Annotated in this window: 28 protein-coding genes; 15 read left to right on the top strand and 13 right to left on the bottom strand. The window is 61.3% G+C overall.

Translation table 11 applies throughout. The features are described from left to right. Positions 1-59 precede the first annotated feature (59 nt). On the bottom strand, positions 60-734 hold the full coding sequence (locus KI610_RS10010) for an ABC transporter ATP-binding protein (protein WP_226494842.1): 675 nt from the start codon (positions 732-734) through the stop codon (positions 60-62). Here KI610_RS10010 and KI610_RS10005 point away from each other — a divergent pair. Both KI610_RS10005 and mnmH read left to right on the top strand, forming a co-directional pair. Next, complete coding sequence (locus KI610_RS10005) at positions 733-1,335, top strand: arylesterase (protein ID WP_226494841.1); 603 nt, start codon at positions 733-735, stop codon at positions 1,333-1,335. The two genes, KI610_RS10010 and KI610_RS10005, sit on opposite strands and share 2 nt — an antisense overlap. Positions 1,336-1,339: 4 nt before the next feature. After that, positions 1,340-2,401 carry a tRNA 2-selenouridine(34) synthase MnmH gene (mnmH, locus tag KI610_RS10000; RefSeq protein ID WP_226494840.1) on the top strand — a complete coding sequence of 354 codons (1,062 nt, stop codon included), beginning with the start codon at positions 1,340-1,342 and terminating at the stop codon, positions 2,399-2,401. Here mnmH and KI610_RS09995 read toward each other — a convergent pair. Beyond that, positions 2,374-2,913, bottom strand: coding sequence for a class I SAM-dependent methyltransferase (locus KI610_RS09995; RefSeq protein ID WP_226494839.1), 540 nt, complete (start codon positions 2,911-2,913; stop codon positions 2,374-2,376). The two genes, mnmH and KI610_RS09995, sit on opposite strands and share 28 nt — an antisense overlap. On the opposite strand from KI610_RS09995, the gene KI610_RS09990 reads away from it, so the two are divergent. Both KI610_RS09990 and KI610_RS09985 read left to right on the top strand, forming a co-directional pair. Continuing rightward, the gene (locus tag KI610_RS09990; RefSeq protein WP_226494838.1) at positions 2,912-3,316 is read left to right on the top strand and encodes an OsmC family protein; all 405 of its coding nucleotides are present in this window, start codon (positions 2,912-2,914) and stop codon (positions 3,314-3,316) included. The two genes, KI610_RS09995 and KI610_RS09990, sit on opposite strands and share 2 nt — an antisense overlap. A gap of 88 nt (positions 3,317-3,404) precedes the next feature. Continuing rightward, entirely contained in the window at positions 3,405-6,122 is a 2,718-nt protein-coding gene (locus KI610_RS09985; RefSeq protein ID WP_226494837.1) for a bifunctional acetate--CoA ligase family protein/GNAT family N-acetyltransferase, read from the top strand. Between the two features lie 91 nt (positions 6,123-6,213). Here KI610_RS09985 and KI610_RS09980 read toward each other — a convergent pair whose 3' ends face one another. Continuing rightward, on the bottom strand, positions 6,214-6,423 hold the full coding sequence (locus KI610_RS09980) for a DUF3460 family protein (RefSeq protein ID WP_226494836.1): 210 nt from the start codon (positions 6,421-6,423) through the stop codon (positions 6,214-6,216). Positions 6,424-6,658: 235 nt separating this feature from the next. On the opposite strand from KI610_RS09980, the gene KI610_RS09975 reads away from it, so the two are divergent. Further along, entirely contained in the window at positions 6,659-8,284 is a 1,626-nt protein-coding gene (locus KI610_RS09975) for a tetrathionate reductase family octaheme c-type cytochrome (protein ID WP_226494835.1), read from the top strand. Continuing rightward, complete coding sequence (locus tag KI610_RS09970; protein WP_226494834.1) at positions 8,281-8,889, top strand: cytochrome b/b6 domain-containing protein; 609 nt, start codon at positions 8,281-8,283, stop codon at positions 8,887-8,889. The genes KI610_RS09975 and KI610_RS09970 overlap by 4 nt, the downstream gene beginning before the upstream one ends. 8 nt (positions 8,890-8,897) lie before the next feature. On the opposite strand, the gene KI610_RS09965 is transcribed toward KI610_RS09970, so the two are convergent. Beyond that, entirely contained in the window at positions 8,898-9,206 is a 309-nt protein-coding gene (locus KI610_RS09965; RefSeq protein ID WP_226494833.1) for a hypothetical protein, read from the bottom strand. Here KI610_RS09965 and petA point away from each other — a divergent pair. The 3 genes from petA to KI610_RS09950 are packed head-to-tail and all read left to right on the top strand — an operon-like array spanning position 9,205 to position 10,772. Further along, positions 9,205-9,825: a ubiquinol-cytochrome c reductase iron-sulfur subunit gene (petA, locus tag KI610_RS09960; RefSeq protein WP_226494832.1), complete on the top strand. Its 621-nt coding sequence runs from the start codon at positions 9,205-9,207 to the stop codon at positions 9,823-9,825. The genes KI610_RS09965 and petA overlap by 2 nt on opposite strands. A 52-nt stretch (positions 9,826-9,877) precedes the next feature. Beyond that, positions 9,878-10,363 carry a DUF2141 domain-containing protein gene (locus KI610_RS09955; RefSeq protein WP_226494831.1) on the top strand — a complete coding sequence of 162 codons (486 nt, stop codon included), beginning with the start codon at positions 9,878-9,880 and terminating at the stop codon, positions 10,361-10,363. A 19-nt stretch (positions 10,364-10,382) separates the two neighbouring features. Next, the gene (locus tag KI610_RS09950; protein WP_226494830.1) at positions 10,383-10,772 is read left to right on the top strand and encodes a DUF6858 family protein; all 390 of its coding nucleotides are present in this window, start codon (positions 10,383-10,385) and stop codon (positions 10,770-10,772) included. Between the two features lie 103 nt (positions 10,773-10,875). Here KI610_RS09950 and chrA read toward each other — a convergent pair whose 3' ends face one another. Further along, the gene (gene chrA, locus KI610_RS09945; protein ID WP_226494829.1) at positions 10,876-12,099 is read right to left on the bottom strand and encodes a chromate efflux transporter; all 1,224 of its coding nucleotides are present in this window, start codon (positions 12,097-12,099) and stop codon (positions 10,876-10,878) included. Between the two features lie 29 nt (positions 12,100-12,128). Then, a complete protein-coding gene (locus tag KI610_RS09940) occupies positions 12,129-12,461 on the bottom strand; it encodes a YnfA family protein (protein WP_226494828.1) in 333 nt (110 codons plus the stop codon). A 488-nt stretch (positions 12,462-12,949) separates the two neighbouring features. Between KI610_RS09940 and KI610_RS09935 the strand changes: the two genes are divergently transcribed. After that, a complete protein-coding gene (locus KI610_RS09935) occupies positions 12,950-13,297 on the top strand; it encodes a hypothetical protein (RefSeq protein ID WP_226494827.1) in 348 nt (115 codons plus the stop codon). A 50-nt stretch (positions 13,298-13,347) separates the two neighbouring features. On the opposite strand, the gene KI610_RS09930 is transcribed toward KI610_RS09935, so the two are convergent. From KI610_RS09930 to KI610_RS09910, 5 genes are read right to left on the bottom strand one after another with little or no spacing between them, the layout of a single operon-like run. Further along, positions 13,348-13,932 (bottom strand): class I SAM-dependent methyltransferase, encoded by a 585-nt coding sequence (locus KI610_RS09930; protein ID WP_226498485.1) that lies wholly within the window; start codon positions 13,930-13,932, stop codon positions 13,348-13,350. A gap of 8 nt (positions 13,933-13,940) precedes the next feature. Next, positions 13,941-14,393 (bottom strand): rhodanese-like domain-containing protein, encoded by a 453-nt coding sequence (locus KI610_RS09925; RefSeq protein WP_226498484.1) that lies wholly within the window; start codon positions 14,391-14,393, stop codon positions 13,941-13,943. Between the two features lie 38 nt (positions 14,394-14,431). Beyond that, a complete protein-coding gene (locus tag KI610_RS09920) occupies positions 14,432-14,773 on the bottom strand; it encodes a DsrE/DsrF/TusD sulfur relay family protein (protein WP_226498483.1) in 342 nt (113 codons plus the stop codon). 29 nt (positions 14,774-14,802) lie between these two features. Continuing rightward, on the bottom strand, positions 14,803-15,243 hold the full coding sequence (locus KI610_RS09915) for a hypothetical protein (RefSeq protein WP_226498482.1): 441 nt from the start codon (positions 15,241-15,243) through the stop codon (positions 14,803-14,805). Positions 15,244-15,271: 28 nt separating this feature from the next. After that, positions 15,272-15,931 carry a metalloregulator ArsR/SmtB family transcription factor gene (locus tag KI610_RS09910; RefSeq protein WP_226498481.1) on the bottom strand — a complete coding sequence of 220 codons (660 nt, stop codon included), beginning with the start codon at positions 15,929-15,931 and terminating at the stop codon, positions 15,272-15,274. Between the two features lie 106 nt (positions 15,932-16,037). Between KI610_RS09910 and KI610_RS09905 the strand changes: the two genes are divergently transcribed. Next, complete coding sequence (locus KI610_RS09905; protein ID WP_226498480.1) at positions 16,038-16,883, top strand: hypothetical protein; 846 nt, start codon at positions 16,038-16,040, stop codon at positions 16,881-16,883. A 250-nt stretch (positions 16,884-17,133) separates the two neighbouring features. Here the strand turns inward: KI610_RS09905 and KI610_RS09900 are convergent, their stop codons facing one another. Further along, the gene (locus KI610_RS09900; protein WP_226498479.1) at positions 17,134-18,585 is read right to left on the bottom strand and encodes an MFS transporter; all 1,452 of its coding nucleotides are present in this window, start codon (positions 18,583-18,585) and stop codon (positions 17,134-17,136) included. Positions 18,586-18,727: 142 nt separating this feature from the next. On the opposite strand from KI610_RS09900, the gene KI610_RS09895 reads away from it, so the two are divergent. Further along, positions 18,728-19,624 (top strand): LysR family transcriptional regulator, encoded by an 897-nt coding sequence (locus KI610_RS09895; RefSeq protein ID WP_226498478.1) that lies wholly within the window; start codon positions 18,728-18,730, stop codon positions 19,622-19,624. 183 nt (positions 19,625-19,807) lie between these two features. On the opposite strand, the gene KI610_RS09890 is transcribed toward KI610_RS09895, so the two are convergent. Further along, positions 19,808-20,782, bottom strand: a complete 975-nt coding sequence (locus tag KI610_RS09890) for an arsenic resistance protein (protein WP_226498477.1) — start codon at positions 20,780-20,782, stop codon at positions 19,808-19,810. 126 nt (positions 20,783-20,908) lie between these two features. Between KI610_RS09890 and KI610_RS09885 the strand changes: the two genes are divergently transcribed. The 3 genes from KI610_RS09885 to KI610_RS09875 are packed head-to-tail and all read left to right on the top strand — an operon-like array spanning position 20,909 to position 24,071. After that, a complete protein-coding gene (locus tag KI610_RS09885) occupies positions 20,909-22,123 on the top strand; it encodes an efflux RND transporter periplasmic adaptor subunit (RefSeq protein WP_226498476.1) in 1,215 nt (404 codons plus the stop codon). A gap of 9 nt (positions 22,124-22,132) precedes the next feature. Further along, positions 22,133-23,353 carry an ABC transporter permease gene (locus tag KI610_RS09880; protein WP_226498475.1) on the top strand — a complete coding sequence of 407 codons (1,221 nt, stop codon included), beginning with the start codon at positions 22,133-22,135 and terminating at the stop codon, positions 23,351-23,353. Beyond that, positions 23,346-24,071 carry an ABC transporter ATP-binding protein gene (locus KI610_RS09875; RefSeq protein WP_226498474.1) on the top strand — a complete coding sequence of 242 codons (726 nt, stop codon included), beginning with the start codon at positions 23,346-23,348 and terminating at the stop codon, positions 24,069-24,071. The genes KI610_RS09880 and KI610_RS09875 overlap by 8 nt, the downstream gene beginning before the upstream one ends. The last annotated feature ends 49 nt before the right edge of the window (positions 24,072-24,120 follow it).

Genomic DNA, 24,120 nt, shown 5'->3' with positions numbered 1-24,120 from the left:
CGGCGCGGCGGCCGGCATTGCTACGGTCAACCGGAAAAACAGGCCAAAACTGAAATGTTCTAGCCGGCCAGTCGCCCGGACTGGATGCGCAGCACGCGGCCGCAGCGGGCGGCGATGGCTTCGTCGTGGGTGACGAGCAGCAAGGTCGTTCCCTGCCGGGCGTTGAGCTCGAACATCATGTCGATGACCTGTTGGCCAGTCGCTGCGTCGAGGTTGCCGGTCGGCTCGTCGGCCAGCACCAGTTGCGGATTGGGGGCGAAGGCGCGGGCCAGGGCGACGCGTTGCTGTTCGCCGCCGGACAGATGCTTCGGATAGTGTTTGAGGCGATGGCTCAGGCCGACGCGCTCCAGCCAGTCGCCAGCCGCCGTCCCTGCTCGCGAAACACCGGCCAGTTCGAGCGGCAGCATGACGTTCTCCAGCGCGTTGAGCGAGGGCAGTAGCTGGAAGGACTGGAAGACGAAGCCGAGCAGACGACCACGCAATTTGGCGCGCTGGTCTTCATCGAGCGAATTCAGGGAAATATCGTCGAGCCGCACCTCGCCGGCCGTCGGTGAATCGAGCCCGGCGAGCAGGCCGAGCAGCGTCGATTTGCCGGAACCGGAGGCGCCGACGATGGCCACGGTTTCACCCGGCATGACCGAAAAGGAAATATCCTGCAGAATCGTCAGCGGTTCGCCGCCGTTATCGACGGTTTTGCCCAGTCCCGACACTTCAATCACCGGTTTTCCTGCCATGCGCTTCGCTCTCTTCCTGTTTGCCCTGCTCTTCACCGCCACGCCCGCCCTCGCCGCCAAGACCATCCTGGTCATGGGCGACTCGCTGTCGGCCGGCTACGGCATCCGGCCCGATCAGGCCTGGCCGTCGCTGCTCGACAAACGTCTGGCCGAAAAGCATCTGGATTATAGCGTCGCCAACCTGTCGATCTCCGGCGAAACCACTGCCGGCGGACGCTCGCGCCTGGCCCAGGCGCTGATTACCCACAAGCCGACCATCGTCGTCATCGCGCTCGGCGCCAACGACGGCCTGCGCGGCCTGCCGCTCGGCCAGATGCGCGACAACCTCAACGCCATGGTTGACGCCTCGCGCGCCGTCGGCGCCCGGGTCGTGCTCGCCGGTATGCGCCTGCCGCCGAACTACGGGCCGTACGCGACCGACTTTTTCGCCAGTTTCAAAAGCATCGCCCAGGCCAAGAAGGCGCCACTAGTCGACTTTCTGCTCGAACCGCTCAACACCCAGCCGCAGCTATTCCAGGCTGACAACCTCCACCCGCTGGCCGCTGCCCAGCCGCTGATTCTCGACCACGTCTGGCCGACGCTGGCGCCGCTGTTAAAATAGCCGGATGAAGCCTGCCCGCCCCACCGTAGCCGATCTCGCGGCCTACGACGAAATCATCGACGTCCGCACCCCCGCCGAATTTGCCGAAGACCACATCCCCGGCGCCATCAACTGCCCGGTGCTCGACAACGAGCAGCGCATCCAGGTCGGCACGATCTACAAGCAGGTGTCGCCTTTCGAGGCGAAGAAAATCGGCGCCGCGCTGGTTTCCGAAAACATCGCCAAACATCTCAAAGAACGTTTCCTCGACCGGCCGAAAACCTGGAAGCCGCTGATCTACTGCTGGCGCGGCGGCGACCGCAGCGGTTCGATGACGACCGTTTTCAAGGCCATTGGCTGGCGGGCCGGGCAACTCGATGGCGGCTACAAGGCCTGGCGCAGCCATGTCATCGCGACGCTCGAAGCACGGCCGCAGGAATTCCGGTTCATCGTCATCTGCGGCGCCACCGGCAATGCCAAGACGCGCATCCTGCAAGCCATCGGCGAGCTCGGCGAACAGATTCTCGATCTCGAAAACCTGGCCAATCACAAGGGTTCGGTGCTCGGCGTCCTGCCTGACTCGCCGCAGCCTTCGCAAAAGGGTTTTGAAACCAATCTGATGCTGGCCATGGCCGCGCTCGATCCGGCCCGCCCGGTCTATGTCGAGGCGGAAAGCCGCAAGATCGGCAACCTGCACGTGCCGGAAGCAATGATCGCCCGCATCCGCAGCGGCGAATGCGTCGCCGTCGAAGCCACGCTTGATGCCCGCGTCGCCTTCCTGCTCAAGGATTACGACTACTTTCTGACGCGGCCCGAGTTTTTAGGCGACCGCCTCGATGTGCTGCGCTCGCTGCAAAGCCGGGAAACGATGGCGCGCTGGCAACAACTGATTGTCGATGCCGACTGGCCGACGCTGGTCCGCGAGCTGCTCGAACTGCATTACGACCCGCTCTACCGGCGCTCCCAGGATCACAACTATGCCGGCATTCAGGATTCGGGCAATTTCTCGACCGACGATTTGTCCGAAGACGGCATCAAGCGGCTGGCCGCCGCCATCGTTCACTCACGAACGGCGCAGATCGCCTGACGCATGGCCGGCTTCGGGCTGGCCGTGTAGCCTTCTTCGAAGGCGATTTCACGCAGCCCGGCGGCCTGCGCCAGCTCGCGCAACTCGCCTGGCCGGAGCAGAAAAGCCGGGCTCGACGGCTTGCCATAAGCCTCGTTGCCAAGCATGAAAGTCTCGTAGATCAGCACGCCGCCGGGTGCCAGCATGGCCAGCACATCGGGCAGGCGTGGTCGCCACAGGTAGTTGGTGACGACGATGCCGTCGAATGTCCGGCCGGCCAGCGGCCACTCGTCGCCTTCCAGATCAGCCTGCATCGCGGTGATTCCGGGCACCGCCGAAAATTTCAAAATTGCCTCAAAATTCCGGTCGACCGCAGCAACGGAGAATCCCAGCCCGGCCAGCAGTCGTGCGTGGCGGCCGCTACCGCAAGCCAGATCGAGCACCCGCCCACCCGGCGTAATCCGCCCGCAATGGCGCTCCACCCAGGACGATGGCGGTATGATTTGCGGCAATTCATTGAGGGAGTCGGTCATGTCAGGTGTTGTCGTCGCAGAAAATGGTCAGGGAAGATACCAGCAGGCAGTTACCGTCGGCCAGCATCACTTGATCGCCGACGAGCCGGTCAGCATGGGCGGCGGCGATGCCGGCCCGGCGCCTTTCGATTTGATCATGGCCGGCCTCGGTGCCTGCACCTCGATGACACTGCGCATGTATGCCGAACGCAAGGGCCTCGCGCTGACCCATGTCAGCGTCGCCCTGAGCCATGAAAAAATTACGCTCGACGGCGTTGCCCGCGACCGCATCGAACGCACCATCACGCTCGCCGGCGACCTGACGCCGGAGCAACGCCAGCGTCTGCTCGAAATCGCCAACAAGTGTCCCGTACACCGCGCCCTGACACAGTCTTTCGTCATTGAAAGCACGGTCACCATATAGGGAATAACCCTAGAAGCTCAATGACAATAGATGGGCGTTGTGCCAGAATTCTGCATTGCACAAAAAATAAACTGCCTAGGGGTTCACCATGTTGGAACAGCACTATTTAACCTCGCTTTTCGAACCGAAATCGGTCGCTGTCATCGGTGCATCGGACCGTGAAAACTCGGTCGGCAACATCATTTTCAAGAACATCCTGAGCTCGGGTTACAAGGGCCGCCTGTACGCCATCAACCCGAAGCACGACACCATTCAAGGCCAGCCATCCTACAAATCCATCGAGGAAATCGGCGCCCGCGTCGAAATGGCGGTCATCTGCACCCGCCCGCAGACTGTCCCGCAACTGATTGAGCAATGCGGACGCAGCGGCGTGCGCAACGCCATCGTCATCGCCTCCGGCTTCTCCGAAGCCGGCCACATCGGCGCCGCACTTGAGCGCAAGGTCATGGAAATCGCCCGTTCCTACAACGTGCGCATCCTCGGCCCCAACTGCCTGGGCATCATCCGCCCCGATCTCGGCCTCAACGCCACCTTCACCAAGATCACCGCCAAGCCGGGCAATCTTGCCCTCGTCTCGCAGTCCGGCGCCATGTGCTCGGCCGTGCTCGACTGGGCCAAGGCCAACGACGTCGGCTTCTCGTCGGTCATTTCCATCGGCATGACGGCCGACGTCGATTTCGGCGAAATCCTCGACTACCTGATCTACGACAGCCGCACGCACTACATCCTGATGTACGTCGAAGGCATCCGTAACGCCCGCCGCTTCATGAGCGCCCTGCGTTCCGCCGCCCGCATCAAGCCGATCATCCTGCTCAAGGCCGGTCGCCACGCTGCCGGCTCGGCTGCTGCCGCAACCCACTCGGGCATGGCCGCTGTTTCCGACACCGTTTTCGACGCCGCCGTGCGCCGCGCCGGTGTGGTCCGTGTGCAAAACGTCGGTCAGTTGTTCTACGCCGCCAAGGCGCTGGCTTCCAAGTTCCGCCCGATGGGCAACCGCCTCGCCATCATCACCAACGGCGGCGGGCCGGGCGCCATGGCCGCCGACCGCGCCGGCGACATGGGCATCCCGCTGGCCGAGCTGACCAACGAAACGATGGCCATGCTCAACAAGGCGTTGCCAACCAATTGGTCGCACAGCAACCCCATCGACATCGGTGGCGATGCAACGCCGGAGCGCTACCGCGACACCATCATGGCCGTCACCCACGACCCGGGCGTCGACAGCACGCTGGTCATGCTCTCGCCGCAGGCGATGACCGACCCGCTGGCCGTCGCCCAGGCGATCATCGAAGTCGCCGACAAGCTCAACCGTTCGCTGATCTGCTGCTGGATGGGCGAAGAGCAGGTCCGCGAGGCGCGTAATCTGCTTGAAAGCGCCGGTATCCCGGCCTTCCGCATGCCGGAAACGGCGATCGAGCTGTTCCACCACATTTCCAAGTACTACCGTAACCAGAAGCTGCTGCTCCAGACGCCGGAACCGACCCGCCAGCACGGCCGGCCGGAAGCCGAAGGCGCCAAGATGCTGATCGAGGCGCTGCTGGCCGAACGCCGCAAGGTGCTGTCGGAAATGGAATCGAAGGCCATCCTGCGCGCCTTCAAGGTGCCGGTCGCCCAGACCATGGTCGCCCGTACGGCGACCGAGGCGCTGCTGCTCGCCGAGCAGATCGGTTTCCCGATTGCCATGAAGGTTGATTCACCGGACCTGACGCACAAGTCCGATGCCGGCGGCGTCCGCCTCAACATCACCAATGCGCCGGCAGTCCGCAACGCCTATCACGACATCATCGACACCGTGCAGAAGCGGCATCCGAACGCCAAGATCAACGGCGTTTCGATCGAGCCCTTCCTGTCACGTCCGAATGGCCGCGAAGTGATGATCGGCGTTTTCCGCGATCCGATTTTCGGGCCGGTCATCACCTTCGGCGCCGGCGGTTTCGATGTCGAAATTTTCAGCGACCGCTCGGTCGCCTTGCCGCCACTCAACGAATTCCTGGCCAAGGATTTGATAGACTCGACGCGTGCTTCGCTGATTCTCGACCAGTTCCACAACATGCCACCGGTCGACCGCGCCGCGCTGAAAGAAGTGCTGCTGTGCATTTCGGAAATGGTCTGCGAACTGCCGTGGATCCAGGAACTCGATCTCAACCCGCTGATCGTCGATGAAAACGGCGCCATCGCCGCCGATGCCCGCATCGTCATCGACCACGCCGCCAACGCCTCGGGCGACCGCTACGCCCACATGTCGATCTACCCCTACCCGGTGCATCTGATCCAGGAATGGCAGATGAACGACGGCAAGGTCGTCACCATCCGCCCGATCCGCCCGGAAGATGCCGACATGGAGCAGGAATTCGTCAAGAACATGTCCGACGAGTCACGCTACTACCGCTTCATGGACACCCTGCGCGAACTGACCCAGACCATGCTCGTCCGCTTCACGCAGATCGACTATGACCGGGAAATGGCGCTCGTTGCCACCATCCCCAAGGACATTGAAGACAATATTGACGGAATCGAGCCACGGGAACATCAGATCGGCGTGGCCCGTTATGTCGTCAATCCGGATGGTGAGTCGGTGGAATTCGCGCTGGCCGTCGGCGACGATTGGCAGAAGTGCGGTGTCGGCCGCAAGCTCATGACGGCGCTGATCGAATGCGCCCGCCAGAAGGGCTACCGCGCCGTGGTCGGCGACGTGCTGTCGACCAACTCCAAGATGTTCCGCCTGATGACCAGCCTCGGCTTCACCATCCACCCGCATCCGGACGATACCGCCGTCAAGCGCGTCGTTCGCCCGCTCACGGGTTGATTGCCCTGCTCCGCGCCGGCTGGCCCGGCGCGCAGGCAAACAAAAAGCCGGTCATCGACCGGCTTTTTTAACGACTGAAATTCGGCGGCGACTATTCGCCGAAGAAGTTCACATCGTAGGGATAAGACTTCTGCGGCACCTTGGAGCCGGCATTGCGGGCCGTGGTGTCGGCATCCTGTTTCTTGTCCCACCACAGGGCGCGCCCGACCTTCTGGTCTTCGGCCCACTCGGGATTCTTTTCGAGTTGCTCATTCATCCAAGTCTGGTGATCGGACACGTAGCTCGTATTGACGTCAGCCATTTCGCTGTTTCCTCAAGATATTCAAGACAATGCCGCGATTCTAGCACGCCGCTCCTGACCGTTGAGGCGGACGGTCCATTCCCGGCCAGAGAAAACGCGGGATTTGATCTGGATCAGTTGTATTTTAGAATTTGCTTATATTCTTAACCAAAGTAATAGAAGCAAGCCTGCGAGCAATAAAACCACTGGTCCTGGGGAGGCCATCCATTCCGAGACAATTAGAGGAGGCAAGATAATGGATCATGTACGTAGGCTTATCGGGGCGGCCCTGCTGGGTTTCGCCCTGCTCGCGCAGGCGGCGGAAGGACCGGTGCCGCCAACCGCCGTCAGCAAGGTTGAAGTATCGAATTCCACCACCGACCACAGCAAGCTTGAAGCACTGAAGGGCCCCTTCAAGACCGGCCCCGAAGTGACCAAGGCTTGCCTGTCTTGCCACAACACGGCGGGACATCAGGTGATGAAGAGTCTCCACTGGACTTGGGAAACCAAGAGCCCGACCACCGGCAAGACCCTCGGCAAGAAATGGGCTGCCAATAACTTCTGCGGCTCGCCCCTTTCCAACGAGACGCGCTGCACCAGTTGCCACGCCGGTTACGGCTGGAACGACAAGAATTTCGACTTCACGAATCAGGACAACGTCGATTGCCTGGCCTGCCATGACAACACCGGCACCTACAAGAAATTCGGCACCGATGCCGGCCACCCGCTGTATGAAGACCGGGAGTTCGAGCCGATGGAAGGGCCGCCGGGCAAAAAAATGTTCAAGGCTCCCGACCTGACCAAGATCGCCCAGCACGTCGGCAAACCAGGCCGCTCAAACTGCGGCGCCTGCCACTTCAATGGCGGCGGCGGCGATGCGGTCAAGCACGGCGACCTGGATTCCTCGTTGAAAAATCCGTCGCGCGAACTCGACGTACACATGGCCAAGGATGGCGCCAATCTGGTCTGCGCCGACTGCCATACGTTCAATGCGCACCAGCCGTCCGGCAGCCGTTATGCGGCAACCGCCAAGGACAAGCATGGTTTCGACCTGCCCAAGGACGATCACAACCGCGCCACTTGCGAGTCCTGCCACGGCTTCACGCCGCACAAGGAAGCCAAGATCAACACCCACACCAACAAGGTGGCCTGCCAGACCTGCCATATCCCTGAATTTGCACGGGGCGGCATTGCCACCAAGACGCTGTGGGACTGGTCCACTGCCGGCAAGATGGGTCCGGATGGCAAACCGCTCTTCGTCAAGGACGACCATGGCCACCTGAAGTACTCGGCCGCCAAGGGTGATTTCGAATATGGCGAGAATGTCCGGCCCGACTACAAGTGGTACAACGGCATCGTCCACCCCGTCGCCATCACCGACAAGATCGATGACAGCAAAGTCCTCGAACTCAATCGTGTCGAAGGCTCGGCCAGCGATCCGAACGCGCGCATCTGGCCGTTCAAGGTCATGCGCGGCAAGCAGCCTTACGACACCGAGAACAAGACCCTGGTGGTCAACCATGTTTTCGGTGACGACGACACCTCGCTCTGGAAAAACTTCGACTATGCCAAGTCGATCAAGGCGGGGATGGACTATGCCGGCCTGCCCTACAGCGGCAAGTTCGGCTTCATCGAGACAAAGATGAACTGGTTCATTACCCACATGGTTGCGCCGAAAGAGAAGGCCGTGCCTTGCCAGGAGTGTCACACCCGGGCTGCCGACGGTCGCCTGAGCGCGATCACCGACATCTACCTGCCGGGCCGTGACAACAACAAACTGGTCGACCTTTTTGGCGGGCTGATGATCGCCGGCGCCATCGGTGGCGGCCTGCTCCACGGCATCGTCCGTATCCTCAGCCGCCGCAAGGAGAATGCAAAATGAGCGAACGCATCTACATCTACAAGCGCTACGAGCGTTTCTGGCACTGGTCGCAGGCACTGCTCATCATCGTCATGATGATCACCGGCTTCGAGGTGCATGGCAGCTACACCCTGGTCGGCTTCCAGAAGGCAGTGCAATTGCATAGCCTGGCCGCCTGGACGCTGCTCACCCTGTGGGCCTTCACCATCTTCTGGCAATTCACCACCGGCGAATGGCGGCAGTACCTGCCTTCGCTGAAAAATGTCGGGGCGATGATCAAGTACTACACGGTCGGCATTTTCACCAACGCACCGCATCCGTTCCACAAGACCGTGGTGCAAAAACACAACCCGCTGCAGCGCCTGGCCTACCTTGCCCTGCTCGCCTTCATTTCGCCGCTGATCTGGGGCACCGGGATCTTCTACCTGTTTTACGGCGACTGGGCGCGACTGGGTATTGATCAAACGCTGTCGCTGGAAACAGTGGCCGTGCTGCATACACTCGGCGCCTACATGATCACTGCCTTCTTCTTCATTCACGTCTATCTGACGACCACCGGCCACACGGTCTTCGCCCACATCAATGCGATGATTACCGGCTGGGAGGAAGTCGACGAAAAGCACTGAACTACCGCTTACCTTGCGTGATTTCGGGTGGGGGCAACCCCACCCGTTTTTTTGCGCCGCGGATTCCACCCCGGGTGACAGACAGGCCGCCATTTCAGATTTGGCCCGTTTTTCCGGTTGACCGTAGCAATCATCGATTGCCATATTTTGCTGCCATAAATGGCAATCCAGCCATCGAACAGTCCGCCAAGGCATGGCAAGGCCTTGATCCGTGGCAATAAACGGCCATCAGGCAGCTGGCACGCGTCTTGATTAGCGTTATCTGATATTTGAGCCAAACCGGCCATCGATATCCCCCAAGACCAGGAGAACAACATGTCCGAATGCCTTTGCCAGGGTGAGTCATTCACCATCTGCGACAGCCTGCCGCGCCGCCAGTGGATGATGGCGACCGCCGGCGCCGGTGGCGCGCTGGCCCTCACCGCCCTGACCCCTTTCGTCTCCAGCCTGCTCCCCTCCGAACGCGCCAAAGCGGCCGGCGCGCCGGTCGAGGTCGATATCGGCAAGCTGGCGCCGGGCGACATGATGATCGTCGAATGGCGCGGCAAGCCGGTGTGGATACTGAATCGCACGCCGGACATGATGGCGGCACTCAAAAAAGCCGAACCGATGCTCGTCGACCCCGCTTCGGAACGGCAGCAGCAACCGCCCTACGCCGCCAATGAAACCCGCTCGCGCAAGCCGGAAATGCTCATTGCCGTCGGCATCTGCACCCATCTCGGCTGCTCGCCCTCGCCGGCCTTCACGCCGGGCGATGCGGCCCTCGGCGCCGACTGGCCGGGTGGCTTCCTGTGCCCCTGCCACGGCTCGACCTTCGACTTTGCCGGCCGCGTCTTCAAGAACAAACCTGCCCCGACCAACCTCGAAATTCCGCCACACCAGTATCTGAGCGATAGCCGCGTGATCATCGGCAGCGACGAAACAGAGAAAGCCTGACATAAAAATCGGCATCGCCAGCCACTCCCCGACAACACCCATTGCCAAGGCCATGAACATCACCACTAAACCTCGTAACATCACCCCGCTTTTAAGCCGCCACTCGATCCCGCGCCTGCCCATTCAGGGCCTGCTGCTCGGCTGCCTGCTTGCCGCCGGCCATAGCCAGGCCGACGACAGCCGGCTGGTCGTCAACCTGCTTGGCGTGCGCGACGCCACCGGCAATCTGCGCGCCTCGCTGTACCGCGAACCGGACACCTTCCGCAAGGAAGACAAGGCCGTGCAAGTCGTTTCGCTGCCCGCCGCCAAGGGCGACGCCAAACTCGTCTTCACCGGCCTGCCACCCGGCCGCTACGCCGTCATGGCCTATCACGACGACAACATCGACCAGAAACTCAACCTGCGTTTCGGCATGTTCCCGACCGAAGGCTACGGCCTCTCCAACAACCCGAAAGTCATGGAACCGCCCAAATTCGCCGACAGCGCCTTCGACCTGACCGGGCCGGAAACCGCCATCAACATCAAGCTTGCTTATTAATCACCGCACAGGAAAAGCCATGAAACAGACCATGCTCCAGGAAAAATATCCCATCTTCGTCGCCGAGATCGCCAAGACCGAAACCACCTACAACACCGTCGATTCACTCGTCGCCTATTACAAAGGCAAAATTGCCGAGAACCCGAAAGTGCATTTCATCGACGTCTTTGACCACTACGCCCACACCAGCAAAATCGGCGGCCCCATTGTCGAAGGCATGAAGGCCGCAGTCGACATCATTTTCTGCTTCGGCTTCGCCATCCCGACCCCGCAAATGCTCGCCGTCCGCCCCCGCTCCATCGGCATCGCCGACATGGGCGACAAGTACGTCATCAGCTTCATGGAAGCGCCGATGCAACCGGCCAACGAAGCCATGGAAGCGTGGACCCTGGCCCTGCGCGACGCCTGAACAAACCCGCAAAAAACAAAACCCCGGCGCTGTCTGGCCGGGGTTTTGGCATTTCAATTTTGGGCATTTTTTCCGGTTGACCGTAGAAGCCGACAATCAGGTCTCACGTTCCAAGAAACCATCCGCCGATAGCGGCAAGGACAACCACGATGACTGGCGAAGCCTTGCCAAAGACCAGCAACCCGTATGCAGCCAAAGCCAGACAAAAGTCTGCTTTTGAATGAATGGCACTCGTCCACACCGGGTCATAAAGTGCCGCCCCGAGAACCCCGACGACGGCAGCATTGATGCCGCCCATTGCCCGCTGAACGCCATCCCGCTGGCGCAAGCTTTCCCAGTACGGCAGCGCCCCGGCGACCAGCAGGAACGAGGGAAGAAAGATGGCCAGCAACAGCACAATGCCGCCGAACCAGCCGCCCAGCGGCGACGGCATCGCCGCGCCGAGGAAAGCGGCAAACGTAAACAGCGGGCCGGGCACCGCTTGCGCTGCGCCGTAGCCGGCCAGAAAGGTATCGTTGCTGACCCAGGCTGGCGGAACGACGCTCGCCTGCAACAGCGGCAAGACGACATGCCCACCGCCAAAGACCAGCGAGCCGGCCTGATAAAAGCCCGAAATGGCCGAAACAAGCAGCGAGTCGGACAGCGCAGCCAGGGTTGGCAACCCGAGCAGCAACAGGCCGAACAGCGCCAGCAACAAGCTACCGGTCGTCCGGCTCACCCCGAAATCGCGGTGTTCAACAGTCGGCAGATGCAGGAGCGACAACAGACGCCAGCCGACCAGACCACCGAGCACGATTGCGGCAATCTGAATGAACGCCGATGAAAACATCAGCACCAGCATGGCGGCGCCGATGGCAATGCCACCCCGCAAGCGGTCGGGACAAAGTGATTTCGCCATGCCCCACACCGCCTGGGCCACCACGGCGACGGCCATCATTTTCAATCCATGAACGACGCCGGACTGTGCCAACCCGGCCCAGTTGGCCACGCCAAACGCAAACAGGATGAGCGCAATGGCCGATGGCAGCGTGAAGCCAATCCACGCCGCCAGCGCACCAAGCCAGCCGGCGCGGCCCAGCCCAAGAGCCATGCCGACCTGGCTGCTCGCCGGCCCCGGAAGGAACTGGCACAGGGCCACCAGATCCGCATAGCTTTTGTCGTCGAGCCACTGCCGGCGTTCGACAAACTCGGCACGGAAATAGCCCAGATGGGCAACCGGTCCGCCAAAAGAAGTCAGCCCGAGTTTGAGGAAGGCACCCAGGACCTCAATTGGGCTGCCCCTTTCGGGCTGGTTGGTGACAGGGGGTGATTGGATGTTGTTTTGCATGATCAGAAACGGCTATTCAATGACTGTAATCAGGCCACCGAAGGCTGCAGCGCAATCACCGCCATACCAACGAGAGCAATCCCTGCACCCAGCGCATCCCAGCGTGTCAGCGCGATACCATCGACGAAATGCAGCCAGAGCAGTGCGACAGCAATATACATCCCGCCGTACGCGGCATAAGTCCTCCCCGCCGCAGTCGGGTGCAGGGTCAGCAGCCAAGCGAAAACAGCCAGCGAAAGCCCCGCCGGAAGGAGCAAGAGAAAGCTCTTGCCTTGCTTCACGACCAGCCACGGCAGGTAACAACCAACGATTTCGGCAACAGCGGTAACGGCAAACAGCAGGCTCAGGCGTAACAGTTCCATGGATTATCTCGAATCAACAGAGTCCACCATACTGCCTCAAGTTACCGGCTGTTGTACCTGCATCCCGAAAGTCATGGCTCCGCAAAACATTGGCCAACAGCACCTTCGACCTGTCCGGGGTTTTTGCATTTCAATTTTGGGCGTTTTTTCCGGTTGACCGTAGCAAGCCCGGTTGACTGCAGAATCGCGATGGCTCGGCCATTCAAACGAATCGGCGACAAGCAGCAGAAATCACATCATTGACCTGCTTGTGTCGGGCGGCGGTTGTCGCCTCGTTGTTCTCGCTCGACACTTCCATTATTAACGTCTGTTCCTGGCCAAAAGCTGACTACAGCCGCTCACCCTTACGCCAATTGCAACTATTTGTTGCAACGCCGGATTTCTCTGTAATTGCGGCTATAACTGAAGTGACGAGATGGAAAAACACCTCGTCATGATGGTTGAAGGTATTTCATAGCCTTGATGAATTCGCCTTTTGGGAGAGCAAAATGACCAAGAACACCTTGAAAATCACCCTGTCTGCTATTGCGCTGGGTTTGATGGCTTCCTCAGCTTCCTTTGCCGCGGATGCCCCGATTTATGGCAGCCAATTGATGACCAATCAAGAACGCATTGAGCATCGCAGCAAGCTTCAGGCGGCCAAAACCGCTGAGGAGCGTGAGCAAGTCCGGCTGCAACATCACGAGCAGATGCAATTGCGTGCCAAGGAAAAAGGCGTGACCTTGCCGGATACGCCGCCTGCTCAAGGAGGCGGACAAGGTCGCGGCATGGGGCCAGGAGGTGGTATGGGGGGCATGGGTCCCGGTGGTGGTATGGGACCAGGGCGGAACCGCTAAGCGTTAACCAGGGGCATCGGTGGCAACCGGTGCCCCTGGTTTTTCATGTCTCAAGCCATCGGCCGTTGCGCCAGCAACCCAAAGTGGTAGGGCGCGCTTGGCCCCAGGTCCACATGAACCACCGAATCAAACCCAGTCTCGGATAGCCAGGAGGCACATTGTTCGGGCTTGGGCCGAATAGCCATTGGTGGCCCACGAGGCGTCTCAATGTCACTGCGCCAGTGAATAACCGAGAGAATGGCACCCGGTCGAAGCGTTCGATAGGCTTCACGCAGGAGGGCCAGCGGGTCTTCGATGTGCAGAAGATTGAAGACCATCGCGTGTCCCTGTGAGCCGTCAGGTACGCCTGTGCCATGCTCAACAAAGTCACGCAGCTCGGTTCGCACATTGAGCAGGCCATCAGCCTTGGCTCGTTCAGCCACCAATTCAACCATCACAAGTTCGATGTCCAGTGCTGTGACCATGCCACGCGTGCGCTTTGCCGCAGGGAGACTGAAGGTCCCATAGCCACAGCCGAATTCGACCAGGTTGTAGCAGCCACCTTGGGTAACCAGCAGTCGGTCGAGAATGCCTTCTGGCTGAAAAAACGAGTCCCAGTAGACCTCGTCCGGCATGCCGCTTTCACGTCCCTTCATGTTGCCCCTCAGTGCTTCGCCTGGCCGGTGGCCTTGGCAGCTGCATCAAGGCCGCCTTTGGCTTTCCACTCGGCAAAGCCACCTTGCAGGATGCGTAGATTATCGTAACCGGCGATGCGCAATGCGAAGCCAGCCTGAGCGGAAAGGCTGCCGGTGTTGCAGTAGATAAGCACCGGCTTGTCCTTCGGGATGCTGCTGCGTTTGGCCAGCACCTGGCGCCATTCGATGTTCACGGCACCGGGAATGTGTTCCTTGGCGTACTGGTCCTTGTCCCGGGCATCGATAACGTAGAAACGCTTCCAGTCCTCCTTGGGAATTTGTTCCGGGAAGATGGTGGCGCCGCCGTAATCGACGAAGTCCAGATACTCCTCCATGGCCTTGACCGCTTCCTCGTTGGCCATGGCCGGGGCCGTAACAACGGCGAGGGCCAAAACGGCAGCACGCATCAGTTTGAATGACATCTTGTCTCCTGTTGGGGTTGTTGTATTGCTTTGAGAAATCAGAACACCAGAACCTTGTCGGCGACTGCCGTCCATTCGGCGAGTTCCTTCAAGGTGCTGCGGCGTGCGCCTTCGACCACCTGGTCGATACCCATGCCGCGGGCGTCCATGCAAGTGCCGCAGAGACCCACCTCACCGCCGACCATCCGCACCATGTCTCCGGCGTTGTAATAGCCCTCAGGCACCTTTTGGCCGCTCTTGGCGCAGGCCACTGCGTCGCCCATCAGGAAGACGCGGACCGTCTCACCTTCCATCTTGCCGAGCTGGCGAGCCAGGCGCAGGGCGTTGTAGCTGCGTTCCGTTCCGTACGGGCCATCGTTGAGAATGAACAAGGTGTTCATGGTGGGCTCCCTGTTTGTTGTTGAAATAGCTACTTGCCGCCAGATTTGATGGTGGCCTTCAAAGCATCGAAATCCTTGCGAACGCCTTCCTGGAAGAGCAGGCCGGATTTAGCCTGTTTCGGCACGCTCTCCAAGTCGAGAACGTCGGCAACGATTTGGTAGCTGGCCGCACCGTTGAAATCCTTGCCGTCAGCAACGATGAGTTGGGTGCCGTAGAAGACGGCCGGAGCTGGTAGGCCTGGTGCTAGGGTGGACGGCAGTAGTTGAATCGGAACACGGTAGGTGTTGGCGACTTCAGCCGCGACCTGGAGGTTGCCGTTACAGCGCTGGCCCGGTGGGTCCTTGGCGATGAAGGTCAGTACCTTCTGGCCATTGGCAGTTTGGGCACCGGGAACGGCCATCGATACTTCGGCGGCCACGGCCGAGAAGGCCAGGGTGCCGCACAGGGCGAAGATGGATAGATGCTTCACGAGTTGTCTCCTCTGTTGTGGTTTGACTTCAGTTCTCGATGGGTTGCCCGCCAGCACGCCATTCGCTGACGCCATCGGTAATCTTGTGGGCGGTGTAGCCGCGCTGGCGCAGCAGCTTCACGGCTTCGTCGGACATCAGGCAGAAGGGGCCACGGCAGTAGGCAACGATTTCCTTGCCGGTCGGCAGGTCTGCCAGTCGCTTCTCCAATTCCGCGAGGGGGAGCGAACGGGCGAACGGCAGATGACCGGCGACGTATTCCGCTTCAGGGCGAACGTCGATGACCACGATGTCGCCGCTACGCGCTTTGGTCAGCAAGCTCTCACGGCTTTCTGACGACAGGGCGTCAGGAGATGCCGCCATCTGGTCGAGCGCTACCCGCAGTTCAACGAGGTGCTCCTCGGCCACTTCCCTTACATTGACCCACAACTGGGCGACATCCGGGCCGCTCAAGCGGTAGTGAATGAACTTGCCCTCGCGGCGGGTTTCGACCAGACGGGCTTCGCGGAGTGCGCGCAAATGAGCGCTGGCCAGACGCATGTCGATGCGGGCCTGTTCGGCCAGGGTTTCGACGGTCTTCTCCCCTTGGGCGAGCAGTTCGATGAGTTCCAGGCGCTTCGGGCTGGAAATCGCCTTGCCGATGCGGGCAACGTGTTCGTAAAGGTAGGACTTGGTAATGGTTGGTTTCATGATTACAATCTAACGATTATTGGATTGTTTGTAAACATCGATGCTCTGTTGGAATTTTTTTGCGGAATCAACCCTGCGCGATGCAGCCTGAAACGATGGAGTGCATATGAAGTTGGGCATCCCGCTCCTGCTGTCGCTGGTACTGCATGCCGTCCTGGTCGCTGGATGGCAATTCGACCTATTGCGCATCGCGAAGAACCCTGAACCGATTGAAATCCGGATTGCCACCCAAGTTCGAGAAGACGTTCAGGAAGCGCCAGCACCGCCTCTGCCTAAGCGTGCGAAACCCAGGGCATCTGCGCCGCGCACCGCGACACCTCGCCGTGAGGCAAATCCGGCACCGGCGCCGGAGGTGCTGGTCGCGCCATCAGCCAAGACCCCGGCCTCACTGGAAGCGCCGCCGCCACCGAGTGCGGAAGAGTGGCAATTGGCCTCCACCTATAAGCTCAAGAACAGCAAGCGTTATCGCAATAATTGGGGACAACTGGTGCGCAGCATGATGGGCACAGCGGTCGAAGGGCCCGGTCAGGGGATGGTGCGTTTCCGCATTGAGATTGCCCCGAATGGCACGCTCGCGAACGTCAAGGAGTTGTGGTCCACTTCCGAGAATGCTTCGAAACTGGCGTGGCAGGCCATCAAATCCTTGCCACCGCTACCACCAACCCCTACCGGGCAGCCCCTGATATTCGAGCGGACCATTTCTTTCCTGCCCTATGAGACCGGCTGGCCGCCGAGTTATACCCTGGACTGCCTGCCGGACCCGCCCGCGTTCAAGAATCCATTTGCCTGGGATGGCAAATCACCACAGGAACAGGTCAAGCATCGTGCGCCGAAGCGCGTTCCGGCCGATGCTTCCCAGGAAAAATGCGTAACGGACTCGACAGCCGACACCATTGAGCAGGAAGAAGGCGAAATGAAACGACAGACGGAAATCTATCGCTGGGGACGATGACTGCTACCTGACGGTTTGCAGTCATTTGCAGTAGGTAGGGAAAAGTCTGCACCTGGCCGACTGCTGCCTGATGCACCTTCCGGTCAGCTGATACTCGGTCGCGCGACTGCTTCCCCTCGGTTTTACCGGCAGCCTGCGACTTTTTGCTATCACATGACGGATGCGATGCTTTGGCAGGTTACTGATCGCAAAACTGCCGATTTCATCGTGAATTGAGATGGCCTGTGTTTGTCGAATCTACATTTCCTGCTTACGGAGCTGCGAGTCGATTCCGGAATGCGCGACGATTAGCGCCAGTGGCGATGGCAAGGGCAACGACAACCAGAGCTGCCGCGACGGCGAACGTTATCTGCATGCCAGTGGCAACGGCATCGGAGGACGCAGTAGCAATATCGCTCGAAGACGATCCGAATGCGAAGACGGCGCCCATGACGGATGCGCCGGTGATAAGCCCTAGGTTGCGCGACAGGTTAAGCATGCCGGAAATCGCGCCACGTTGCTCCGGACTGACATCAGTCATTACTGCCGTGTTGTTGGCCGTCTGGAAGAACGCATAGCTGGCGGTGATGACGACGATGGGTGCGAGGTAGCCGGAGATGCCGAAAGTCGTCGGCAAGATGGATAGCGTGATGGTGCCGGTCGCCATGCCGACGAGCCCGACTATGGTTACGCGTTGGGTGCCCAGGCGGTCTGCCAAGCGCCCGGCCGGCGCGGCGGTCAGTGCAGCTACCGCCGGGCCGACCGACAGGATGAGCCCCACCATTGCCGCGTCAAGCCCGAGCGAACGAGAGAGGTAGAACGGTCCGACCACCAGCGTCGCCATCATCACGGTCGACACGAGGGCACTGGTGGCCAGGCTCGCACTCAGTTGAAGCTGGCGAAACATCGTCATTTGAATCAAAGGTGATGTAGTTCTCGCTTCGGCAAACATAAAAAGACCGGCACCGATAATGGCAGCCGAAAGCAGCGCCATGTTGAGCTGACCGAAACTGCCGCGTCCGGTCGTCATCGCCAGCGCATAGGCGGCAAGCGTCAGGGCCAGGAGCAGCGTGCCGATCGTGTCGAAGCCGGCGCGCTCTGTTTTCGCTTTCCTTTGATCAATGGGCAGGTAATGATGAGCGAGATAAAGCGTCAGCACCCCCAGCGGCAGGTTGATGAAAAATATTGCCCGCCAACCAAGCCCGGCAATCAAGGCGCCACCAAGAGATGGGCCAAGCGCGGTGCCAATTGCCGACATCGTTCCCAGCAGGCCAATTGCACTGCCTGTTTTTTCCTTCGGCACCGTCTCGCCGACGAAGGCCATAGCGAGGGCCATCATGATCGCTGCGCCAAGCCCTTGCAGCGCCCGCGCAGCAATCAGCAGCCACAGGGTTGGCGCCATGCTGCACAGAAGCGAGGCCAGCGTGAACAACGAAACTCCGATCAACAGCAGCCTTCTGCGACCAACGATGTCGCCCAGCCGTCCGGCGCTGACGATAAGGGTGGTAATGGCGAGCAGATAGGCGATGACGATCCACTGAACTGCCTGGAAGGAGGCATTGAACGCCTCCGCCAGGCTCGGCAAAGCCACATTGGCAATACTCGTACCGAGTGATGACAGCAGTACTGAAAGCGCCAGGCTGGCCAGCGCCCAACGCACTGATGGCGTTGTTTCCATGCTTCGAGACTCCGCTTCAATGTGTCCTGCAACGATTGTTTTCACCGTGAACTCCTTTCAAGTATTTCGCTTCCGATGGGGCTATCTGAATCCTAGGCCCTTGCATGACATGGCGGAAGACGCAGCATTTGCAGGTTATGAATGCATATGACGCCACATATCAAATAAATACTGCTATCGTTGCCCCATGTCTCGACCCGATCTAAACCTGCTGTTCACCCTCGATGTCTTGCTCGCCGAAGGCAGCGTGGCACGCGCTGCCCGGCGGCTGCGGCTCAGCCCGTCGGCGATGAGCCGGGCGCTGGCGCGATTGCGCGAGACGACGGGCGATCCGTTGCTGGTCAGGGCCGGGCGCGGTCTCGTTCCGACGCCGCGCGCCATCGAACTGCGCGAGCGAGTTGGTCAACTGGTGCAGGATGGAGAGGCCGTTTTACGCCCGGCCGAAAAGCTCAATCTCAAACAGCTGGCGAGAACCTTCACACTGCGAACCAGCGAGGGTTTTGTCGAAAATTTCGGACCGGAGTTGATCGCCCGCGTCGGCGAGGAAGCACCCGGCGTGCGCCTGCGCTTCGTGCAGAAACCGGACAAGGACAGCAAGCCGCTGCGCGATGGGCTGGTCGATCTGGAAACCGGTGTTGTGGGGCAAACGACAGCGCCGGAACTACGTGTGCAGGCCTTGTTCCGGGACCGTTTTATTGGCGTCGTTCGCATGGGGCACCCGCTTAGCCAAGGGGAGGTCACGCCTGCCCGCTATGCGGCTGGACGGCATGTCTACGTCTCGCGTCAGGGTGTGGACAAGGGGCCGATTGATGAGGCTCTGGGCGCATTCGGGCTGGAACGCAAGATCGTCACCATCGTTGGCGGATTTTCGACAGCGCTGGCCCTGGCTCGGGCCTCGGACCTGATCGCCAGCGTTCCCGAACGACACACCGGAAACCTGCGCGCCGGCATGCATAGCTTCCCCATTCCGGTTTCCACGCCAGAGATCACCGTTTCATTGCTTTGGCACCCGAGACAGGATGCAGATCCTGCGCATCGATGGCTACGTAATCACATCAGAGATGTCTGTGCTGCGCTGAGATGATTGGTCTGCCATCGACGGCTGTATCTCGGAATCTGAATTATTTTGCAGTCATTCGCGAATGTCTCAGCTTGGCTGAGTGGTAACCGATAAACGGATCGGTAGTCAGTTATAAACTTTTCCCGTGGTCATCCGGGCTGCTATGCCGCAGATGACCACAGAACCTCGCCCTCAGCGGGCGCAGCATCAGCCCTGAACCGGCTTTTTCCCGAACAGCGCATCGGTCAGCTTGACGTACCAGGCCGCCGACTGGACCTGGATGATGTAGGCCAGCGTGATGACCAGGGCGGCGTCGGAGGCGGCGCTGCCGAAGGCGTTCATGGCTAGGGCCAGGGCGATCGACAGGTTGCGCATGACCGTGCCGTAGACCAGCGCGATGGCGTCGCCGCGCGGCAGCATGGCCTTGGCGACGAGGGTGCTGAGCAGGTAATTGACGCCGTAGAGGGCGAGTAGCGGGCCAACAAGTAGCAGCAGTTCGGCCGGCTGGGCAGCGAGTTGCTGGGCTTTGAGGGCCATGGCGACGAAGACGATGCCGAGCACGCCGAGGGTCGAGAAGGGCGGGAACTTCGGCCCCCATTCGGCCTGGAAAGCCTTCTGGCCGTGCTTCTTGAGCAGGTAGCTTTGGGTGAAATGGCCGGCCACCATGGGCAGGAAAACGATGAAGACGATCTGCGAAAACACTGCCCACAGATCGACCGGCACCGCCGCGCCCATCAGCCACTGAACGTAGAACGGGGTGGCCAGCGAGCCGAGGATCAGGCCAAGCACGGTCATCTTGACGGCTGCGCCGAGGTTGCCGCCGGCAAAACCGGTCCACGAAATGGTCATGCCCGAGGTTGGCAGCAGTGCGGCAAGCAGCAGGCCCATGGCGTAATAGGGCTGAGCCGGGAAGAAATACTGGCCAAGGCCGAAGGCAACAAAGGGGATGATGCCGAAATTGATCAGCTGGGCGAGCAGTTGCGCCTTGCTGTCGCCACCTTCGAGCACCTTGGTCAGCTTGAGCGTGACCATCATCGGATAGACCATCAGGAAGGTCAGCGGCACGATCAGCGACTTGAGCCAGCCGGTCGGCGCCAGCAGGCCAAAGCCGAAACCAAGCACCATCATGACCGGAATGGCGAGGATCAGATTCTTTGAAACAAAGGACAAAAACTTGAACACGATGTTCTCCAGAAGCCCCGCAATGGCTCTCGGTTACATAAGCAAACAATTATACGCCTCGGGTTTGCCGCCATTCGATTAACATCAGCGTTTGCTAATTTTTCTTCAGAAAAGCCCCGCCCGCCCATGACCAGCCTCCTCCGTTCCCGCCGCAGCCTGCTCGTCATAGCGGGCATTGCCATCGTGGCCTTGCTTGTCACCGGCTATGCCGGCTGGGGTGGCGAGCGCGTCGTGGTGGCCGTGGCCGAACGCGGCGAGTTGCGCCAGGCGGTGGTGGCCAGCGGCCGGGTGCGGACCCCGCAGCGCATCGAGGTGGCAGCGCAGATCAGCGCCCGCGTCGTCGCCGTCAAGGTGCGCGAAGGCGATGCCGTGACGGCTGGCCAGACGATGATCCAGCTCGACGACACCGAATGGCGGGCGAGCGCCGCCCAGGCCCGGGCCAGCCTGGCGCAGGCCGAAGCCAAACAGCGCCAGCTCGACCGCCTCGGCCGGCCGGTGGCCGAGCAAAGCGTGCAGCAGGCGGAAGCCAATGCCCTGCAGGCGAAGCGCCATTTCGAGCGGGTCGGCGAACTGGTCGCCAAGGGTTTCTACAGCACCGCCCAGCTCGACGATGCCCGGCGTAACGCGCAGGTCGCCGACAGCCAGTGGCAGGCGGCCAAATTGCAGCTGGTCAGCAACCAGCCGGGCGGCAGCGAGGCGCAGGTCGTGCGCAGCAATGTCGAACAGGCGCGCGCCGCGCTGGCCGTAGCCGAAGCGCGGCTGACCTACGCCACGCTGACGGCGCCGGGGGCCGGCCGGGTGCTGACGCGTAGCGTGGAAGCCGGCGACATGGTGCAGCCGGGCAAGGTTTTGCTGACGGTGGCGCCGCAGGGCGACACCGAACTGACGGCGCAGATCGACGAGAAAAACCTCGCCCTGCTCCAGCTTGGCCAGACGGCGCTGGCCTCGGCCGATGCCTATCCGGGCGAACACTTCAAGGCCGAGGTCACCTACATCGCCCCGGCCGTCGATGCCCAGCGCGGCTCGGTCGAAATCCGCCTGCGCGTTGCCGAACCGCCGGCTTATCTAAAACACGAAATGACCGTTTCCATCGATATCGCCTCGGCCCACCGCGCCGACACGCTGATCGTGCCGGCCGATGTCATCCGTGACCAGGCGTCCGGCCAGCCGTGGGTCATGGTGGTGCGCGATGGCGTGACGCAGCGCCAGCCGGTCAAGCTCGGCATCCGCGGTGCCGGTCGGGTGGAAATCCTCGATGGCGTCGTTGCCGGGGAAGCCTTGGCCGCGGCCAGCCAGAATCTGGCCGAGGGCCGCAAGGTTGCTACGGTCAACCGGAAATAACGGCCAAAAATGAAATCCTGGATGCCTTTCGAGTGGATCGCCGCCATCCGCTTCCTGCGTGAGGGGCGCATGCAGTCGCTGCTGATCATCGTCGGCGTCGGCGTTGGCGTCGCTGTCATCGTCTTCATGTCGGCCCTGCTTTCCGGTTTGCAGGGCAATCTGGTCAAACGCACGCTCAGTTCGCAGGCCCACATCGTCCTCCTGCCGCCCGAGGAAATCGCCCGGCCGCAATCGCCGGCGGCGGGCATTGCGCTCCGCCTGCAAAAACAGGCCCAGCGCCTGCGCTCGATCGACCAGTGGCAGCAGATTCAGGCCCGGCTGGAAGTCTTGCCGAACATCGCCGCCATCTCGCCGATAGCTTCCGGCCCGGCCTTCGTCGTGCGCGGCGACGCCAACAAGGCGATCACCCTGCTTGGCATCGACCCGGTGCGCTACAGCGGCGTCATCGCCCTGCCTGAACGCATGGTCGCCGGCCAGTTGCGCGTCGGCGCCGGCGAGGCGGTGATCGGCATCGAGCTAGCCAAGGATCTCGGCGCCGACATCGGCGACAAGATCCGCGTCACGACCGCCGGCGACGCCACCGAAACCTTCACCGTCACCGGCCTCTTCGACCTTGGCAACAAGGGCGTCAATGCCCGCAACGTCTATGTCAGCCTGCGCTCGGCGCAAAGCCTGCTCGATCTGGTCGGCGGCGTGTCGAGCATCGACATTTCGCTGCACGACATCGACGAGGCCGAACGGCTGGCCGGCAAAATTGCCGCCGAAACCGGGTTGACCGCCGACAGCTGGATCAAGACCAACGCCCAGTTCGTCACGGCGCTGACCTCGCAGCGCGTGTCGAGCAACGTCATCCGCTTCTTCATCGGCCTCTCGGTCGCCTTCGGCATTGCCAGCGTGCTCGTCGTTTCGGTCATCCAGCGCGCCCGCGAAATCGGCATCCTGCGCGCCATGGGCGCCTCGCAGGGGCAGATGCTGCGCATTTTCCTGCTGCAGGGCGGCATTGTCGGTTTCTTCGGTTCCCTGCTCGGCTCCGGCCTGGCCTGGACTTTCCTGATGCTCTGGCGGCTCATGGCGCGCAACGCGGACGGCACGCCGATGTTCATGATCGGCGTCGATCCGTGGCTGGTCGCCATCGCCGCCGGCGGCGCCAGCCTGGTCGGCATCCTCGCCGCCCTGCTGCCGGCCCGCCGGGCGGCGCGCCTTGATCCGGTGGTGGCAATCCGTGGCTGATCCCGTGACGACAACGCCCGTTCTTCAGCTCAGCGGCATCCGCAAATCCTACGGCAGCGGCGAAACGGAAAGCGAAATTCTGCACGGCATCGACCTGCGCCTCGAACGCGGCGAATTTGCTGCCCTGATCGGCCCCTCCGGTTCCGGCAAAAGTACCCTGCTCAACCTCATCGGCCTGCTCGACCGGCCAAGCGGCGGCCAGCTTTTCATCGACGGCCAGGAAACCGGCCAGCTCGACGACACCGGCCTGACCCGCCTGCGCGGCCAGCGCATCGGCTTCGTCTTCCAGCACCACCACCTGATTCCCGCCTTCACGGCGCTGGAAAACGTAGCCATGCCGCTGCTCGTCGCCCGCGGCCGCCCCGACGCCGAGATGTTCGAGCAGGCCGGCCGACTGCTCGACCAGGTCGGCCTCGCCGAGCGCAAGCAGAACCTCGCCAACCAGCTCTCCGGCGGCCAGCAACAGCGCGTCGCCATCGCCCGCGCCCTGGCCATGAGCCCCTCGCTGGTGCTCGCCGACGAACCGACCGGCAACCTCGACACTCACTCTGCCGACGACGTCTTCGCCCTGCTCCGCGAGGTCAATACCCGGCTCAACACCACCTTCCTGATCGTCACCCACGACCGCCGCCTCGCCGCCCGCTGCGACCGGATCATTGAAATGGTGGACGGCGACATCGTCGCCGACGACCGGGTTCACGATAAATTACCAGCCTGAATACGTCGTGAAGCAAACTTGCGGAGCATCTCCCGCCACGCCGATAGCC

Origin of the sequence: Ferribacterium limneticum (assembly GCF_020510565.1) — a bacterium.
Classification (GTDB): Bacteria; Pseudomonadota; Gammaproteobacteria; order Burkholderiales; family Rhodocyclaceae; genus Azonexus; species Azonexus limneticus_B.
This window is presented reverse-complemented; position numbering and strand designations above follow the sequence as displayed.